Annotated in this window: 10 protein-coding genes; 3 read left to right on the top strand and 7 right to left on the bottom strand. The window is 61.5% G+C overall.

What is annotated here, in order from left to right; genetic code table 11:
- The first annotated feature begins 143 nt into the window (after positions 1-143).
- Positions 144-1,571: an amino acid permease gene (locus tag KXV01_RS14285; protein WP_049417155.1), complete on the top strand. Its 1,428-nt coding sequence runs from the start codon at positions 144-146 to the stop codon at positions 1,569-1,571.
- A gap of 92 nt (positions 1,572-1,663) precedes the next feature.
- Here KXV01_RS14285 and KXV01_RS14280 read toward each other — a convergent pair whose 3' ends face one another.
- Positions 1,664-2,905 (bottom strand): dipeptidase, encoded by a 1,242-nt coding sequence (locus KXV01_RS14280; protein WP_049439131.1) that lies wholly within the window; start codon positions 2,903-2,905, stop codon positions 1,664-1,666.
- A 103-nt stretch (positions 2,906-3,008) separates the two neighbouring features.
- Entirely contained in the window at positions 3,009-4,178 is a 1,170-nt protein-coding gene (locus KXV01_RS14275; protein WP_049417152.1) for a class I SAM-dependent rRNA methyltransferase, read from the bottom strand.
- Positions 4,179-4,550: 372 nt separating this feature from the next.
- Between KXV01_RS14275 and KXV01_RS14270 the strand changes: the two genes are divergently transcribed.
- Together KXV01_RS14270 and KXV01_RS14265 are read left to right on the top strand one after the other, a co-directional pair.
- Positions 4,551-5,513 (top strand): TerC family protein, encoded by a 963-nt coding sequence (locus tag KXV01_RS14270; protein WP_049417151.1) that lies wholly within the window; start codon positions 4,551-4,553, stop codon positions 5,511-5,513.
- A gap of 106 nt (positions 5,514-5,619) precedes the next feature.
- Positions 5,620-6,390 (top strand): rhomboid family intramembrane serine protease, encoded by a 771-nt coding sequence (locus KXV01_RS14265; protein ID WP_049417149.1) that lies wholly within the window; start codon positions 5,620-5,622, stop codon positions 6,388-6,390.
- Positions 6,391-6,457: 67 nt separating this feature from the next.
- Here the strand turns inward: KXV01_RS14265 and KXV01_RS14260 are convergent, their stop codons facing one another.
- The 5 genes from KXV01_RS14260 to KXV01_RS14240 form a co-directional block, all read right to left on the bottom strand.
- Positions 6,458-7,564, bottom strand: coding sequence for a glycerophosphodiester phosphodiesterase (locus KXV01_RS14260; protein ID WP_263467880.1), 1,107 nt, complete (start codon positions 7,562-7,564; stop codon positions 6,458-6,460).
- Positions 7,565-7,738: 174 nt separating this feature from the next.
- Positions 7,739-7,996, bottom strand: coding sequence for an ATP-binding protein (locus tag KXV01_RS14255; RefSeq protein ID WP_202908077.1), 258 nt, complete (start codon positions 7,994-7,996; stop codon positions 7,739-7,741).
- Positions 7,993-9,540: a HEPN domain-containing protein gene (locus KXV01_RS14250; protein ID WP_157803425.1), complete on the bottom strand. Its 1,548-nt coding sequence runs from the start codon at positions 9,538-9,540 to the stop codon at positions 7,993-7,995. The genes KXV01_RS14255 and KXV01_RS14250 overlap by 4 nt, the downstream gene beginning before the upstream one ends.
- Positions 9,537-13,475 carry an Eco57I restriction-modification methylase domain-containing protein gene (locus KXV01_RS14245; protein ID WP_100477388.1) on the bottom strand — a complete coding sequence of 1,313 codons (3,939 nt, stop codon included), beginning with the start codon at positions 13,473-13,475 and terminating at the stop codon, positions 9,537-9,539. The genes KXV01_RS14250 and KXV01_RS14245 overlap by 4 nt, the downstream gene beginning before the upstream one ends.
- The gene (locus KXV01_RS14240; RefSeq protein WP_100477387.1) at positions 13,468-16,782 is read right to left on the bottom strand and encodes a helicase-related protein; all 3,315 of its coding nucleotides are present in this window, start codon (positions 16,780-16,782) and stop codon (positions 13,468-13,470) included. The genes KXV01_RS14245 and KXV01_RS14240 overlap by 8 nt, the downstream gene beginning before the upstream one ends.

The raw sequence follows: 16,782 nt of genomic DNA, 5'->3' as shown, positions 1-16,782 counted from the left end.
GGCCTGTTGTATGCCGATTCCGGCAGCCTGATCGAGGTGCAGCGCGCGGCGCGTCGGGTATGACCCCCGTCAGTGGTAATGCTGCGCTGCGTTCGGTCACACTCGGGAACTTGTCGTTCTCAGTCACCCCTTCCGAGGCCTGCATGTCCCTGTTCCGGCGCAAGTCCCTAGATTCCGTCACCGTCCACGAAGCCGGCAGGCGTCTGATCCCGACGCTCAGCTGGCCGCACCTGATCGCGCTGGGTATTGGCGCCATCGTCGGTACCGGTATCTACACGCTGATCGGCGTCGGTGCCAACCTGGCCGGCCCGGCCGTGCTGATCTCCTTTGCCATCGCAGGTGCGGTCTGCGCCTGTGCGGCGCTGTCCTACGCCGAGCTGTCGACGATGATGCCGGCCGCCGGCAGTGCCTACACCTACAGCTACAGTGCACTGGGCGAGGTGTTCGCCTGGGTGGTGGGCTGGAGCCTGATCCTGGAGTACTCGCTGGTGGTGAGTACGGTGGCGGTGGGCTGGTCCGGCTACTTCGTCGGCTTCCTCGAATGGGTGCACACCCAGTTCGGCTGGAACGTGCACCTGCCAGCCTGGCTCGCCGCCGGCCCGCACGTGGAAGGCGGAATGATCAACCTGCCGGCGATCATCATCACCTGGCTGGTGGCCGGCATGCTGATGGCCGGCACCAAGGAAAGCGCCACGCTCAATGCGATCCTGGTGGTGTTCAAGCTGATCGCGCTGGCGATCTTCGTCGCCGTGGCCCTGCCCGCCTTCGACAGCGCCAACCTGCAGCCGTTCATGCCGTACGGCTTTGCCAAGTCGATGGGCCCCGACGGCGTCGAGCACGGCGTGATGGCGGCAGCGGCGATCATCTTCTTCGCCTTCTACGGCTTCGATGCGATCTCCACCGCCGCCGAGGAAACCAAGAACCCGGGCCGCGACCTGTCGATCGGCATCATCGGTTCGATGATCGGCTGCACCATCGTCTACGTGCTGGTGGCGCTGGCGGCAGTCGGTGCGATGAGCTACGCGGTGTTCGGCCACAGCGCCGAGCCGCTGGCGCTGATCATGCGCCAGCTGGGCCATCCGACCGCGGCAATGGTGATCGGCGTGATTGCGATCATCGCCCTGCCGACCGTGCTGCTGGCCTTCCTGTACGGCCAGAGCCGCATCTTCTTCGTGATGAGCCGCGATGGCCTGCTGCCGCGTGGCCTGTCCAAGGTCAACGCACGTACCGGCACGCCGGTGGCGACCACGTTGTTCACTGCGGTCGTGGTTTCGGCCCTGGCCGGCGTGGCTCGCCTGGACGAGATCGCCGCACTGGCCAACGCCGGTACCCTGGCTGCGTTCACTGCGGTAGGTATCTGCCTGGTGGTGCTGCGCCTGCGCGAGCCGAACCGCGAGCGCACCTTCCGCACGCCGCTGGCTTTCGTGGTCGGCCCGCTGGCCGCACTGGGCTGCATCTACCTGTTCATCAGCCTGCCGCACACCACTCAGCTGTACTTCCTGCTGTGGAACGTGGCCGGCCTGGTGTTGTACTTCCTGTACAGCCGCCGCCACGCGCTGATCGCGAAATGAACGGATCACCGGTAGTGCCGGCCGCTGGCCGGCAACCCGCATCCTGTTGATAGGGCGATGCCGGCCAGCGGCCGGCACTGCCGCAGGGCGTTTCAACCGCCCTGCTTTGCGGCGTAATCCTGCGCCTGGCGCATCACCCGCAGCAGGTTGCCGCCCCAGATGCCGGCAATCTGCTTCTCGGTATAGCCCTTGCGCAGCAGCCACGCGGTGATCTTCGGCAGCTGGCTGACATCGGGCAGGTCACTCAGTCCGCCACCACCATCCCAATCCAGGCCGATGCCCACGTGCTCAGGGCCGACCACCGTGAGGATGTGCTCGAAGTGGGCGAAGAAGTCGTCCAGGCTGGCGTGGCGCACCGGATGCTCATGGTCCAGCGCCTGTTCGGCCTTCAGCAGGGCAACGCCCTGTTCGATGCCCATGCCTTCCCAGCCGCCCAGCTGCTTGCTCAGCGCTTCCTCGGCCTGTTTGCGCTCTGGCGTCTTTGCGGTGTCGATCAGGTAGCCGCCATAGGCGTTCACCTGGATCACGCCGCCGGCCTTGGCCAGCCTGCGCAGCCGCGCGTCATCAAGATTGCGCGGATGGTCGTAGACCGCCTTGGCCGAGCTGTGTGACAGCACGAACGGCACCGGCATCATCGCCAGCAGGTCGTCGAACACCGCGTCCGAGGCGTGCGACTGGTCGACCACGATGCCCAGCTTCACCGCCTGCCGCACCAGGTCCTTGCCGGCCGGGCTCAGGCCCTTCCACTCGGCCCCCTTGGGGTCGGTGGCCGAATCGGCGAACTCGTTGTTGGCGAAGTGCACGGTGCTGAGCAGGCGCAGGCCGGCGCGGTGATAGAACGAGAGCAGGCTGGGGTCGGCCACCAGCGGGCTGGCGTTTTCCATGCTGATGTAGACCACGCGCTTGCCGGCGGCCTTGATCCGCGCCGCGTCATCGGCGGTCAATGCCAGCGCGAAGCGCTCGGGATTGGCCGCCAGCATCTCGCGGATTTCCAGCAACCGCTGCAGGCCATGGTCACGCTCGGCCAGATGCGCTGCGGCGCTGCGATCGCCCTGGTCGGTGTAGATCGCCCAGAAGCCGCCGTCCAGCGCGCCTTCGACCATGCGCGGGTAATCCACCTGCGAGAGTGCGTTGCGGTCGTGGCGCTGTTCGATGTCGAAGCCGCTGCGGCCGAAGTTGGCCGGCGTATCGAGGTGGCTGTCGAGAGTGACCAGGCGCTGCTGCAGCGCCTTGGCACGGGCCAGCTCCTGCGCGCTGAACTCGATGGCGTGGACGGACAGCGGCGCGCACAGCGCCAGGGCGAGCACGACGGACAGGTGGCGCAACGAGGGCATGGGCTCTCACCGGCAATGGGAAGAGCCCGACCATAGCGCTGCGCCCGGCCTTTTTGTAGAGCCGAGCGTGGGCTCGGCTCTACAGAGATCGGCAGTGACGCGGTCAGTCCACCACGCGGCAGAACACGGCCTTCAGGTAACGCGATTCCTGCACGTGGGCCATGAACGGATGGTCCGGACCCGCACCAGCAACCTTCAGGATCTGGATCGTGCGACCGGAGAAATAGGCCGCGCGGCGCAGCATGTCGAGGAACTGGTCCTCGGCCACCAGGCCGGTGCACGAGAAGGTGGCGAACAGGCCGCCCGGCTTGACCACGCCCAGCGCCAGCTTGTTCATGTCCAGGTACTTCTTCAGCGCGGTGATGACCTGGTCGCGGTCGCGGGTCATCTTCGCCGGGTCCAGGATCACCACGTCGTACTGCTCACCGCGGTTGGCGGCGTCGCGCAGCCACGGGAAGATGTCGGACTGGATGAACTTCGGGCGCACGTTGTTCAGGCGCGAATTGCCCTTGGCGATCTGGATCACGTCCTCGTCGATGTCGATGCCGATCACTTCGGAAGCACCACGCGCCGCTGCGTACACGGCAAAACCGCCGGTGTTGCAGCACAGGTCGAGCACGCTCTTGCCTTCCACCTGCTGGCTCAGCCACTCACGGTTCTCGCGCTGGTCGGCGAAGAAACCGGTCTTGTGCGCACCGGCCGGGTCGGCGCGGAACTTGATGCCGTACTCGGTGATCACCGACGCTTCGGTGGTGGTGTTGCCGTGGAAGTCGAAGCTTTCCTGCTTCTGCACGTGCTCGTCGGCGAAGCTGTGGAAACGGCAGCCGGGGAACTGCTCGCGCAGCGCATCGTAGATCCATTCGCGGTGGCGGAACATGCCGGCGGCGAAGAACTCGACCACCACCAGGTCGCCGTAGCGGTCCACCACCAGGCCGGACAGGCCGTCACCTTCGCTGTGCACGACACGCCAGGCGTCGGACACCGCGTCGAGCTTCAGCACCTCACGGCGCAGCGACACTGCCTGGGCGATCTTGCGCGAGAACCAGCCGGCATCCACCGGTACGTTCTGGTCGGTTTCAAGGATGCGCACGGCAATGCGCGAGTGCCCGTTGTAGAACCCGCGGCCAATGAACTCGCCATCGATGCCGACCACGTCGACGATGGAACCGGGCTTGGGCCGGACGGTCGGCTTCTCGACCAGTTTCTGGAAGATCCACGGGTGGCTGGAGCGCCACGCATTCTTGAGGCGGACAATCGGAAGGGGGGTATTCATCCACCCATTGTAAACCGGGCGCCGGGGTCAGTTCCCCGCAGGGGCTCCGACCCGGGCCGGCATGCCCACCAAGGTTGGCATCTACCAGAGCGGGGCGCGGAGCCCCGTTGGGGATCCGACCCCAGTGCAGGGGCATTTGACGGCGGCCCGGCCAGGCGGCAGAATCGGCCCCAGAAGGGGAGTAGCTCCCAGACGTTGTCGCCGTCATTTCGAGCCCGCAGGCTCCGGTGCAACGGCAGTTCCAGCCGACTGGAACTGCGAGCGAGACCTTCGCCGTACTGGCGAAGCTCTGTCCCTGGATCCCCCTCCCGATCCTCCGTTGCAGATCCTCGCCGTCCGGCCTGGCATTCATCTTTCCAACGGACATTCCCAATGCAGACGATCGGTAACGTGTGGTTGTGGGGCGGCTTCGCAGCGGTGGTGGTCATCGCCCTGCTGGTCGACCTCGTGTTGATGCGCCATGGTGGACCGCACAAGGTCACCTTCAAGGAGGCCTTGTGGTGGTCCATCGGCTGGGTCGCGCTGGCCCTGCTGTTCAACGCCGGCCTCTGGTACTACCTGAATGAGACCGCCGGCCAGGTCGTGGCCAACAAGGTCGGCCTCGAGTTCCTGACCGGCTACCTGGTCGAAAAAGCCCTGGCGGTCGACAACATCTTTGTCTTCCTGATGATCATGAGCTACTTCGCGGTGCCGGAGGAACAGCGCCAGAAGGTGCTGATCATCGGAATCCTGGGTGCGATCGTGCTGCGTACGATCATGATCTTCGCTGGCAGCGTGCTGATCAGCCAGTTCCATTGGCTGCTCTACGTGTTCGGCGCCTTCCTGCTGTTCACCGGTTGGAAGATGTGGTTCGCCGCCGGCCAGGAACCGGACCTGGAGACCAATCCGGCCCTGCGCTGGATGCGCAAGCACCTGCGCCTGCTGCCGGGCTATGAAGGCAATGCGCTGAGCGTGAAGCGTGATGGCGTGCGCTGGTTCACCCCGCTGTTCGCGGTGCTGATCCTGATTGCGGTCACCGACGTGATCTTCGCCGTGGACAGCATCCCGGCGATCTTCGCGATCACCACCGACCCGTTCATCGTGCTCACCTCCAACGTGTTCGCGGTGCTGGGCCTGCGCGCGATGTTCTTCCTGCTGGCCGGCATGGCCGACCGCTTCCACCTGCTGCCGTACGGCCTGGCACTGGTGTTGGGCTTCATCGGCATCAAGATGATGATCATCGACCTGTTCAAGATCCCGACCCCGGTCTCGCTGGGCGTGGTCGCGGTGATCATCGCCGCCACCGTGGTGCTGAGCCTGAAGTACCCGCCGAAGGAAGGCGAAGGCCAGGCCTGAGCCTGACCCGTTGAATGACGCGGCCGGTGGGATTGTCCCGCCGGCCGCCTCCACTCTCCCGTTGCGGTGGCCTTGGTTTCGCGCCAGTCACCGCCATTGCTGAGGTATGGACAACAACGCGCCCCTGCCCGCTGGCGACGTGCCGGCCCCCCGCAATGATCGCTCGCGCATCCTGCGGGCGTTCAATGTCAGCCTGGCCGCCGTGCTGGTGCTGGTGGCCGTGTTCGCCCTGCAGGGCACCTTCGACTGGCGACCGTGGGCGGTCGCGCCGCTGGAAGCCAAGGGCCTGCTCGGCCTGATCGGCGGCCCGATGCTGCATGCCTCGGTCGAGCATATCGCCGCCAACAGCATCGCGATCCTGATCCTCGGCACGCTCGCCGGCAGCGTGTATCCGAAAGCCACCGTACGCGCGCTGCCCCTGCTGTGGCTGGGTTCGGGCCTCGGCGCGTGGATGCTGGGCAATCCGGGTAGCGTGCACCTGGGCGCCAGTGGCGTCACCCATGGCCTGATGTTCCTGCTGGCCAGCCTTGGCCTGCTGCGCCGCGACCGTGCGGCGATTGCCACCGGCCTGATCGGCATGCTGTTCTACGGCGGCATGCTGATGACCATCCTGCCGCACGCCGATGGTGTGTCCTGGCAGTCGCACATGGGCGGCGCCTTCGCCGGCATCATCGCCGCGCTGCTGTTCCGCAACGCCGACCCACTGCCACCGCGCCAGCGTTACAGCTGGGAAGACGAAGAAGACGAGGCCGAGCCGCTGTCCAACGAGGAACTGGAGCCGCCGTCACCGCAGCGCGTACCGGTGCTGTGGCAGCCTCGCGAGGGCCAGGACTACGTGGTGATCCCGTTCCGCCGCCCGGACGAACCGCGCGGTTGAGGTGACGGTAGTGCCGGCCGCTGGCCGGTACCCGGATGCCGGCCAGCGGCCGGCACTACCGGGACGGTCAGTTCCCCGCCGCGCCCATCCCATCCACCGCCTGCCGGCCCAGCGCCGGGTCATCGGTGAAGAACGCATCGATACCCGTCGCCAGGTAAGCCCGCATCTCGGCGATCGATCCCTCGGCATTGCGCGCGCTGTCGGCGCCCTGGCGCAGGTTGCTGGGCTGGAAGTGGTTTTCCGGACGGAAGGTGTACGGAATCACCATCAACCCGGCGGCACGCGCATCACGTACCAGCGAGGTCGGCGTGCCCAACGCGCCCTTGGCATCCAGCGGAATGATCGAGCGCAGTTCCGGGCCGATGCCGTCGGCATAACTGGCGATGTCCTTTAGGCCGGCCGGGGTCATCATCTGCGCATAGGTCAGCGCGCCGCCGGCCTGGGCGATGTCGGCCGGCTGGGTATCGCCCTTCCACAGCAGCTGCAGCAGCCGGATGTTGCTGCCCCGGCCGATCCTGCCGCGCAGGTAGCGCAGGTTGGCGGTCTCGAACGACTGGATCGTGACCGGCCCGACATTGGTGTACGCGTTGCCACGCAGTGCGGCCAGCAGTTTGTCTTCCATCGGCAGGCCGATGGACTGGAAGTAGGTCGGGTGCTTGATCTCCGGCACCAGGCCGATGCCGCGGTTGGCACGTCCGGCCTGCTGGACCAGGAAGGCCAGGATCTCGTCCAGGCTGGCGATGCGGAACTGGCCGTCGTAGGCGGTGCTGCGCAGTTCCGGCAGGCGCTCACGGGCGTACAGGGTCTTCAGCTCGGCCAGGGTGAAGTCTTCGGTGAACCAGCCCTCGACCTGCTGCCCATCGATCACCTTGCGGGTGCGGCGGCTGGCGAACTCCGGATGCGAGGCGACGTCGGTGGTGCCACCGATCTCGTTCTCGTGCCGGGCCACCATGACGCCGTCCTTGGTCATCACCAGGTCCGGCTCGATGTAGTCGGCGCCATCGGCGATGGCCTGCGCGTACGACGCCAGGGTGTGCTCGGGCAGCAGCGCGCTTGCCCCGCGATGGCCGTAGACCGACACCTTGGGTGCGGCCGGGGTGGAGGATTCAGCACTCATGGCCACCGATGGTGCCATGGCCAGCGACAACAGCAATGCACAACCCCACGACTTCACTGCGACTTCCCCAAGCGGTATGTGATGGCCGTCAGTATGCGGCGGGAATGTGACAGGGCGCCGCACAGCATGACCCGGTAGCGGCCGACCTTGGTCGGCGCCTTGGCGGCCATCGGTATGGGCCAATTCGTGGATGTCACCGAAGATGATGCGAGGCTCGGCATTCTCGGCACTCTACATCTTGAGCGAATGCAGGCGTTTCGGCTGTGGACGGTAGTCCGTGCCAACCATACGGCGGGTCTTGTTGTTGACGCCGAACAACAGCCAGCCGCAGGCAGCGCCACGCAGGTTGGCTTCATTCGCCAGCGCTGAGAAGTACTTGCCAATGTCGACGGTGCTGTAGTCGTTGCCGGCCTGCTTGAACTCCACCACCTCGTTCTCCCAGGTGGCAATCAGGCTGTGCAGCAACTGAGTAAGGTCAGGTTGATTCATTTCTTCGCTGCAAGATCGAGGAATTTTTCGACAGCATCAATCGCCTGCTCCACCTCCGCCTTAGGGATATTCGGCGCGTTGGGGTGGGAATAGGGATTCATCACCACATTCTTCAGCGTTTCCAAGCGGGTGATTGCGGCGTCCCAATCCGCCTGCTTCACACCACCAGTTGCTTTCCACACCTTCAACTTGTCCAGGAAGTCCTGTGCCTGATGGGCCTTTGGATCAACGGCGTAGCGCATCTCGATCTTCTTCAACTCGCAAGCCGCCCGAACGCCCAACTCGAACGCTTGGCGGGCATAGTTGGCGGCGGCCTCCACATAGGGCGTCTGAACCAGTTCCTTGGCCTTGTCAAGCAAAGCGCGGGCTGGGCGGTTCTGCGTGGATCGAACGATGGGGATGGGCGCCGTTGCCGCATTGTCGCCCTCATACACCTCGACACATTTCCAGCCGGCTTCAGGCAGGTGCGAACGCGCCAGGTCAAACCAGTTGCGATCATGGGTGAGCAGCACAGTTTGCCAGTCGGCGAACTTGGCTTGCAGCAGATCCAGAACCGGCAAGCGATTAGAATGGTCGAGGCCAATCAGCACATCGTCGAGCACCAGCAGCTTCAGGGCTGTTGAGGGTGTTGTCGGAGTGCAAGCCAAGCGGCCCGCGAGATAGACGGACAGGCCCAACGCGGACAAGCGCGCTTCGTTAAGGAATAGCTGTGGCGTGGTCAATGTATGGTTGCGGAAGCTCAACTCTGGGGTCAGTTGCTGACCATCAAGAGCACGATCCTTATTGCGGTGTGCCCCGTTATAGGTCAGCCCCGGCGTATTGAAGCCTTTGATTTCTACATCCTTCCAGCCCAGCAACTGCATCAGTTCGTTGATGAGTGGAATCAATGCCGGAAATGCCCCGCGAAAGGCCGTATTGAACTCCACGCAGGCATCGTTAATGTTTTTGAGCGCAGCGCTGGTATGGGTGGCCGGCATGCCGCCTTGCACCTTGTTCCACAGTTCGCCAAGGGTAGTCGCCGTGCCGCCCGTCACGGTCACGGGGAAATCGCGCAGCAGGTGTTCAACAGCGATGTCGAACAGGTTGATTGATCCGGTCCCCTGCTTGTAATTGGTATCCAACAGAGCACGGTAATCCAGACAGGCGCGGCGTAATGCGGCCTCGGTGATGCGTGCATCCAGCGCTCTCCCTCGTAGTGAACCTGGGTGGCTGTTCACCGTCCACTCGGCCGCGGCTCCACCGTCGGAAAACTCGACGGCTACTTTGCAATCCGTATCCGGTAGGCCAGAGAACACATTCTTGTGCTTGCGCAGCGCATCTTGAGGAAGGCGAAGTGCGAAGATGCCGCTCAGCGCATGAAAGAGGGAGGACTTGCCCGCGCCATTCTCGCCATATACCAGAAGGTTTTTTCCATCCAAATCAAAGCGTGCCGGTGTTGGCCCCGGAAAGGCACGGAAGTCGGTGAGCGTGAGGTGTTTGATTCGCAGGGGCGCGGCTGCCGGAGCGGCGGGCGGCAATGCGGGAGGGGGAAACTGTGCGCTCACTCCTTGCCCTCAATGATGCGCACCACTTCCAGCGCCTGTAGGTCGAAGAGCATCGCGTAGATGGGGTGATCGTTAGCGAAGATGATGGCGGCCATCTTTTCCGCTGCTCCGCGCACGGCATCCCCTTGCAGTTCGGCAAGTTTGTCGAAGACGACTGCTTCGCAGGCGTCGAATAGATGGATGTTCGCGGCGTGGAGTTCCTTGGGGAAGAACAGTTCGAAGACGAGGCCGTTGATGAGTTGCTCAAATTGCGGGTCACTGGTAGCCAAGACGCAGTTGGCCACAACACCCAGCACGGCCTTTTGCTGAGTAGTAGCCGATGGAATCGGAAAAGCCTCCAGCGCTTCCGGCTGCACTTCGTAGTAGCCGTTCTGCTTTCCAACAAATCGCCCTCTGGCGTAGTAGGCAGACACACTGCTGTTCAGCAATGCCAGCAGGTAAAACCGATCCTCACCCGCTGGAATGAAGTAGGCCGTGTTACCCAGATAGTGTGCTTCGTTGTCCAATGAGAACGTCGGTTCTATGGATACCTTTGTGGAAACAATCTTTGGCCTCTCAAACTCCTGCCAATACGCAATATTGTCCTGAATCTCATACCACTCGTAGCTGCCCGCTTTTCGCCCCTCCCACTTTCCGTCACGCCCATCATCCCAGCCTTCCGGCTTGGGCATAAGTCGAGACTTGAAAATGGAAAGATATTTTTTGATAGCCGGATACTGACCGATAGGAAACGGCCTTCTCGTGAATATGAGCCAAAGATCTTCTGGCCTTGCCCTCCATCGCTTCACGTCGTTTCCACGCATGAATGGCTTGATGACGTCCGAAGAATTTGCATCCTCTGCAATCAATCTTGCTCGTGTCTGGCCATCAACGATAAACGCCTCATTCAATCCGGTCGTGATACCACGCGAAACCCGTGAGCCAAGATACTTTCTCAAGGGCGTACCCGTAGTGATCACCCGCTCCAAGAGTTGCCGTTTTTCTGGAGGCTCAAGCTGCCAACTGGCCTTCGTCAGCTTTGCTTGCGGCACGTCGAAAGCCGCACTTTGGAAAACTGCGGGAAATTCCTCGACAGGGTATTCCTGCGTCCAGTTCAATGCGCGTACCTGATCGGAGGCTGGTGGCGGGTTCAGCGGCCTCTCACGCCGCGTGGCAATCACAATGGTTGGATAGGCAATCGCCGTGAATACTGCTTCATCGCCAAAATCAATGATGTTCTTCAGCCGCGTATGCGTAGCCATGAACAGGCGCAGGTTTTCGCCATACTTGGTACGAAACCACTTGTTGGACGTGATAAACGAAAGTACGCCCCGCGGCTTCAACAACTTGACAGAACGCTCGTAGAAATAGACGAACAGATCCGCCGTGCCGGTGTAGCACTCGTATTTGTATACATCCTTCAGCAGAGGCTTGAGCTCCTTGATTTCCTCTTGCCGCACATAGGGCGGGTTGGCAATCACGATGTCGAAAACCGCTTCGGAGTTGTACGCAGCACGCGACATACCGAACATCCACTCCACGTCGAAGAAGTCGGCAAAGCGGTTCTGGTCGAAGGGACTCCAACGCGCCATGCGCTCAGCATCGTTGGCGGTGACGAAGCCATCGCGCTTGAGCAGAGTTACCAGTTCCTCGTGCAGCTTCTGCACTTTTTCCTTGCGGCGCTTCTTGGTGGCACGGGTACGCGAGGTGAAGTAGGCGGCGTTGGCATCGCGCAGTTCGGCCTCCTTCTCCGCGATAGCGGGGTCATCCAGCAGCGAGCCTTGCGCACCGTGGCGCGGCACGCCGAACAGGGTGTTGGCAGCGACGATCTTGGTTTCCAAGTTGGGCAGCGGGGTGATGCCCCAGTTGGGCTTGGTCTTGTCTATGGGCTGGCTGACGCTGAGGGAGATGAAGAACCGCAGCTTGGCAATCTGCACGGCAATGGGCTGGATGTCCGAGCCGTAGATGCACTTTTCAATCAGGTAGAGCTTGCGTGTGTAGTCAGCGTAGGCCGGATCGGCGAAATCCTTCTGGTGTTTTTCCAGCGCAGCTTCGGCATCTTCAATTTCGGCATCGCGCTGCACGGGGTCCGGCGTCTTCTTTGCCAGTGCCAGGCGTTCTTGCAGTGGGGCCAGATTCTGCGCACGCCAGCGGAGGTTGTCGGGGTCGAGCTTTTGCAGCGCCACGAACAGCTTGGCCAGCACGCCCATGGGGAAAGCGCCGGAGCCGCAGGCCGGGTCGAGTACCTTGAGTTGCTCGATGGCAAGAACGAGCTTGTCCGCCTCTTCCTCGCTGAAAGCATGCTCCGTGTCGGCGTGGGATAGCAACTGGCGCAAGTCCTGTTCACGCTGTTCGCCATCGGGCAGATGGCGGGTCAAGTAGGCGATGAGCGCCTCATCCACCATGTAGTCCACCACTTCTCGCGGTGTGTAGAAGCTGCCAGACTGCTTTCGGGCAGTGCTGCGGGTGTCCGGGTTGTAGCTGGCCAGCAGGTTCTCGAACACCTTGCCCAACAGTTCCGGATCGAGCGCCACTTCCTCGTCCAGAGGGGTGTTCTCGTCCACGGTGAATTTGTAGCTGTCGAGCAGGTCGATCAGGCCCTTGACCGGGTAACGCTTGCCCTTGGTCTCGAACTCGGTGTTCAGCGCTGCATCGTCGGTGCCACCGAAGAAGACCTTGTTGGGCACTTTGGCTTGCGCTTCCGGACGGCGCGAGAATCCGTCCACGCGCAGCACCCAGCCCTTGCCTTCCTGCACCACGAGCTTCTTCAGTTCCGGGCGACGGGCCAGTTCTTCATCTGTAAGCTGCTCGTCCAAGCATTCGAACAAGCCGCCGTTGAGGAAAGGTACTTTGGCGAAGCACTCTTCAAGCACCTTGTCCGGGTGCTTGAAGGCATCCTGATGGCGATAGACCAGCGAGATGAGGTAGTCGCCCTTCATGCCGCTGCCGGTCTTGGCCCAGCGGCGCTGGTCGCCCATTTCCTGATTGAGCGTGGCGAAGAACAGGTTCTGCAGGATGGCGTGGTAGTAGTTGCTTTCGTCAGGCGCGGCATCCGGGGCCTGCTTAAGCAGGGCGCGCAAGGCATCGCGTTCGAATAGAGCATCGGGTATCAGCCCTCGCTCTTTGATGAACCAGACGAAGATCAGGCGCGTGAGTAGGCGAATGACACCAATGGCGTTGCGGTCCGTCCCACCGCCCCTGGGGAACTCCACTTCCTTGACGGCCCACATGTACCACCAGGCCAGTTGCTGATAGAAATCCTTGTTGAGCTTCTGCGTGGAGAGCGCGTTGATCCAGGCGTCATACAACTCGCGGAAGTTGCTAGGGCGGCGCTTGTCACCCAGATTAGGCAGAGCAAGACTTGCAAGGATGTCGATGTGGGCCCGGTGTGGCGAAGCAAGGCGCACGTCCTTAATGACGGTGATGCGACTGTCGATGACATCGCGGCTGGCATCGCGCAGGTTTTGCCGCCGGTCTATCACCGCGAGAGAAAACAGTCCTACATGACGAAACAGGAAGATGGCAGGCATGGGGAATCGCTTGTTCAGCTCGCGTGCGATGGTTGCCAGTTGGCTACGCGACCAACCCTCGCCTTGTAGATCGATGGCGAGGAAGACGAAGGACTCCATCTGGCCTTGTGTCAGCTTGCCATCTGCGCCCACGGGTGCTTGACCCAGTGCCAGGGAAGGAATCTCGTCGTTGGTGAGCTGGAACAGGAAAGCACAAGACTTCCAGCGACTGGCTTGTACCTTGGCGCGGTTGATGGAGCCGAGTTCGGGGCGGAGCTGTTCGACATTGCCCAGCAATTCTTCTGCGGTGCTGCCCAGTTCTGCTGTTTTATCGCTGCTGTAGCCCAAGGTATTGAACAGAGCGATGGCGCCTGTTGCCAGTGGCTGGCTGGCGAGGTTTTGCAGCGCATCCTGAATGGATTGGCGAAGGGCGGAGTTGTCAGCCATTGTTCACGTCCTTGATCACCAACCAGGTGATGAGATCAAAATCGTTGGTTTGCTTGATTTGCTTCGATGCATCAGCAAGCTTGCCAGCACGCCCCGAGAACAGATTGCCCGCGTTCTTGCGCCCGAACTGCGCGGCAATGGCGGCAACTGCCTTGTCGAGCAGGTCGCTGTAACGGCTCATGTTCTGCCCGTGGGCAGTCTCTTCATCGAACAGCTTGCACAGCTTGGCGTGCGGTTCGGTCTGGCCCTGACAGACGGTACGAAAGATTTCCAGAATCTGCTTGGGCGTGGTGAAGTTGTAGCGCACCTCGCCATCGTCACGGATATAGACAAGGAAGTACGGTTGCAGCGGGTTGACTGCCTCGTTTCCGGCGGCGTCGATGCGCTGCTTCAGGCAGTAGATGATGCCGGGCTTGATGGTGCTGTACTCCGCGTGTGGCGGCACAACGGCGTAGAGGCCGAAGGGGGCTTCTTCTAGCTTTTCGCGGTTGGCTTCGATATAGGTCGCCAATTCCATACGAAAGTCATCCAGCGTGAATTCACCCAGCGCGACGGACTCGTTGAATTCTTCCAGATCGAGCACCTCGTCCTTGAGTCGCAGCAGTTGCTTGTCGCGGTAACGCATGTCCTGCTTGATGAGGTCTTCCAGGTCTTCGGCTTGCAGGATGTTGTCTTCGGCCGTGGCGGCGATGTCCACCAATGCCATGCGTGCTTCGACACGATTCTTGAGGTTGATGTACTTGTTGAGATCCGGCGTGGGCCAGAAGTTGACGAGCTGGATGGCCGGGTTGGGGCTGCCAATCCGGTCGATACGGCCGAAGCGCTGAATGATGCGCACCGGGTTCCAGTGGATGTCGTAGTTGATGAGGTAGTCGCAATCTTGCAGGTTTTGGCCTTCAGAGATGCAGTCGGTGGCAATGAGGATGTCGATTTCTCCATCCTGCGGCATGGACTTCATCTTCACCCGTTGTTTGGCGCGGGGGGCGAAGTTGGTGAGGATGTGGGTGAAATCAGCGTGACCGAAGGTGCTGCGGTTGGGGCGTACGCCACCAGACACCAGGGCGATGTGAATGCCCAGCGTGTTGCGTGACCAGTCTTCCAGTTCTTCGTACAGATAGGCTGCGGTGTCGGCGAAGGCGCAGAACACGATGACCTTGCGGTTTTCTTCGCCCTGCGTGTTGGTGCCGGGGTGGCATACCTTGTGTTCGATCAGGCGCTTGAGTTCGGCGAGCTTGGCATCGCGCGATGCATCGACAGCTTGGGCCGCGTCGGCCAGTAGCGAAAGCTGCTGCTTGTCGGTGGCCAGATCGGCCAGCCAGGCGGCCACGTCCATGTGTTCCATGCGGTACTTGAGCTTGGTACCTGCCTGGAAGGCCTGGGCCAGTTCTTCGTCTTCTTCTGCAGGCTCTGCAAAGAAATCAGGCTGGACATCTTCTGCCGCCATGGCCTGGTGCTGCTGGAACTGCTTGAGCCGCTCTTCCAGGTCTTCGATCTTGCTGACGGTGCGCTCCATGGTGATGGCGAAGGCACGTACCGAGCTTTCCAGACGCTTGAGGAAGTTCACCTTCATCATGCCGATCAGGAATTTTTCGCGGTTCTCCTGGCTGAAGTTCTGGACGCGATGGTCTTCGTACTGCGCCTTGAACGCTTCCAGCACGTACTTGGATGGCTTGAAGATGGAGAGCTGGTAGTTGTCGATTTCGTCGCTTAGCTTGTCATAGGAGAGAAAGCGGCCTTTGAGGTCAATCTCCGAGAACACAGACTCCGGCTTCCGGCGCTTCGGGAACTGCCCGATTTGCGCCATCGAGGCCTTGTAGTATTTCTGAATGTGCTTGCGCGAACGGGCGATGGTGAGTTCGTCCAGCAGGGTGAAGAATCCGGCCGAGAGTCGCTCCATCAGATCGCGGGCATCTCGCTCTCCGGAACGCCTGGCCCATTCCATGAAGGTCTTCTGAGCGACAGTGAGCGTGTCCTTGATGCTGTTGATGCCGAAGCTTTGCGAAAAGGCGGTATCGCGCCCTTCGGTGACGAAGTAGATCTGGTTACGCAAGTCTTTCAGGTCGTTGTTAACCGGGGTTGCGGAGAGTAGCAGCACCTTGGTCTTGACGCCGGACTTGATGATGTCGTCCATCAAGCGCTCATAGCGGCTCTTCTTGATGAGCTTGCCTTCTTCGTCGCGCTTACCCTTGGTGTTGTTGCGGAAGTTGTGCGATTCGTCGATGACGATCAGATCGAAGTTGCCCCAGTTAAGCGTGGCCAGGTCGATGCCATCCACACGGCCACTGTCGCGGGAAAGATCGGTGTGCGAGAGCACGGTGTAGGCAAAACGGTCTTTGAGGAAGGGGTTGAGTTCGCTGTTGTTCTGGGCGAGATAGACCGTCCAGTTGTCGCGCAGCTTCTTGGGGCACAGCACCAGTACACGGTGGTTGCGCAGTTCGTAGTACTTGATGACCGCCAGCGCCGAATAGGTTTTGCCCAAACCCACGCTGTCGGCCAGGATGCAGCCGTTGTGCTGGTTAATCTTGTGGATGGCGCCTTTGACTCCATCTTTCTGGAAGTCGAACAGGGCCTTCCAGATGTCGGTGTCGATGATGGCCGTCTGGTCGAACAGTGCCGCGTCGGCTTCCTGCCCGGACAGAAATCGCTCGAACACGTGATAGAGCGTTTTGAAGTAGACGAACTCCGGCGCGTGATCGACGTAAAGCTGTTCGAGGTAGCGCAGAACATCGGTCTTGACGTCGGCAACCAGTTTTTCGTCGCCCCAGATTTCATCGAACCATTGCTTGAGGTCTGCCCTGTCTCGGTCACCATCGACGATGAGGTTCAGTTCAATGTTGGGCGTGTCGGACAAGCCCAAGCCGCGCCGGGTGAAATTGGAACTGCCCAGCAGGGCGTGTTCACGTCGGCCATCGTCAATGTGGTAGAGCTTGCCGTGCAGAAGATTGGCCTGGCGGACTGAGCGGATATCGACCTTGTCGCGCAGCCATCCAGCGCAGCGACGAGCGATTTCCTTCTGCTGCAAGCGGTTGGCCAACTCCAGCCCCTCGTCTTCGATCTTGAAGGCTTTCTTGTCGGTCTTTTCCGGATCGAGCGAAGCGATGAAGCGGGGCTCGCCGAACAGGAAGTTCAGGTGCTCGATTTGATCGAGCTGTTGGGAAAGCGCGTCGTAGGCATAAATGGTGAAGTAGGCAGATACCACCGAGAGCTGGCTGCCCGCGGCCATTTTCTCGGCCAGGAAGTCGGCGACCTTGCCACGGGAATGGTTGTCGCGGATGCCGTGGCTATTGATGTTTCTTTGAGTACTCAT

The sequence above is a fragment of the Stenotrophomonas sp. Ps181 genome (genome assembly GCF_025697425.1).
GTDB lineage: Bacteria > Pseudomonadota > Gammaproteobacteria > Xanthomonadales > Xanthomonadaceae > Stenotrophomonas > Stenotrophomonas sepilia.
The sequence above is the reverse complement of the archived record's forward strand: the minus strand, read 5'-3'. Positions and strand labels throughout refer to the sequence as shown.

Excerpts from the sequence above, each read along its gene's own strand:
- KXV01_RS14285 (WP_049417155.1), top strand. The coding sequence starts at position 144 with ATGTCCCTGTTCCGGCGCAAGTCCCTAGATTCCGTCACCGTCCACGAA.
- KXV01_RS14280 (WP_049439131.1), bottom strand. The coding sequence starts at position 2,905 with ATGCCCTCGTTGCGCCACCTGTCCGTCGTGCTCGCCCTGGCGCTGTGC.
- KXV01_RS14275 (WP_049417152.1), bottom strand. The coding sequence starts at position 4,178 with ATGAATACCCCCCTTCCGATTGTCCGCCTCAAGAATGCGTGGCGCTCC.
- KXV01_RS14270 (WP_049417151.1), top strand. The coding sequence starts at position 4,551 with ATGCAGACGATCGGTAACGTGTGGTTGTGGGGCGGCTTCGCAGCGGTG.
- KXV01_RS14265 (WP_049417149.1), top strand. The coding sequence starts at position 5,620 with ATGGACAACAACGCGCCCCTGCCCGCTGGCGACGTGCCGGCCCCCCGC.
- KXV01_RS14255 (WP_202908077.1), bottom strand. The coding sequence starts at position 7,996 with ATGAATCAACCTGACCTTACTCAGTTGCTGCACAGCCTGATTGCCACC.
- KXV01_RS14245 (WP_100477388.1), bottom strand. The coding sequence starts at position 13,475 with ATGGCTGACAACTCCGCCCTTCGCCAATCCATTCAGGATGCGCTGCAA.
- KXV01_RS14240 (WP_100477387.1), bottom strand. The coding sequence starts at position 16,782 with ATGAGTACTCAAAGAAACATCAATAGCCACGGCATCCGCGACAACCAT.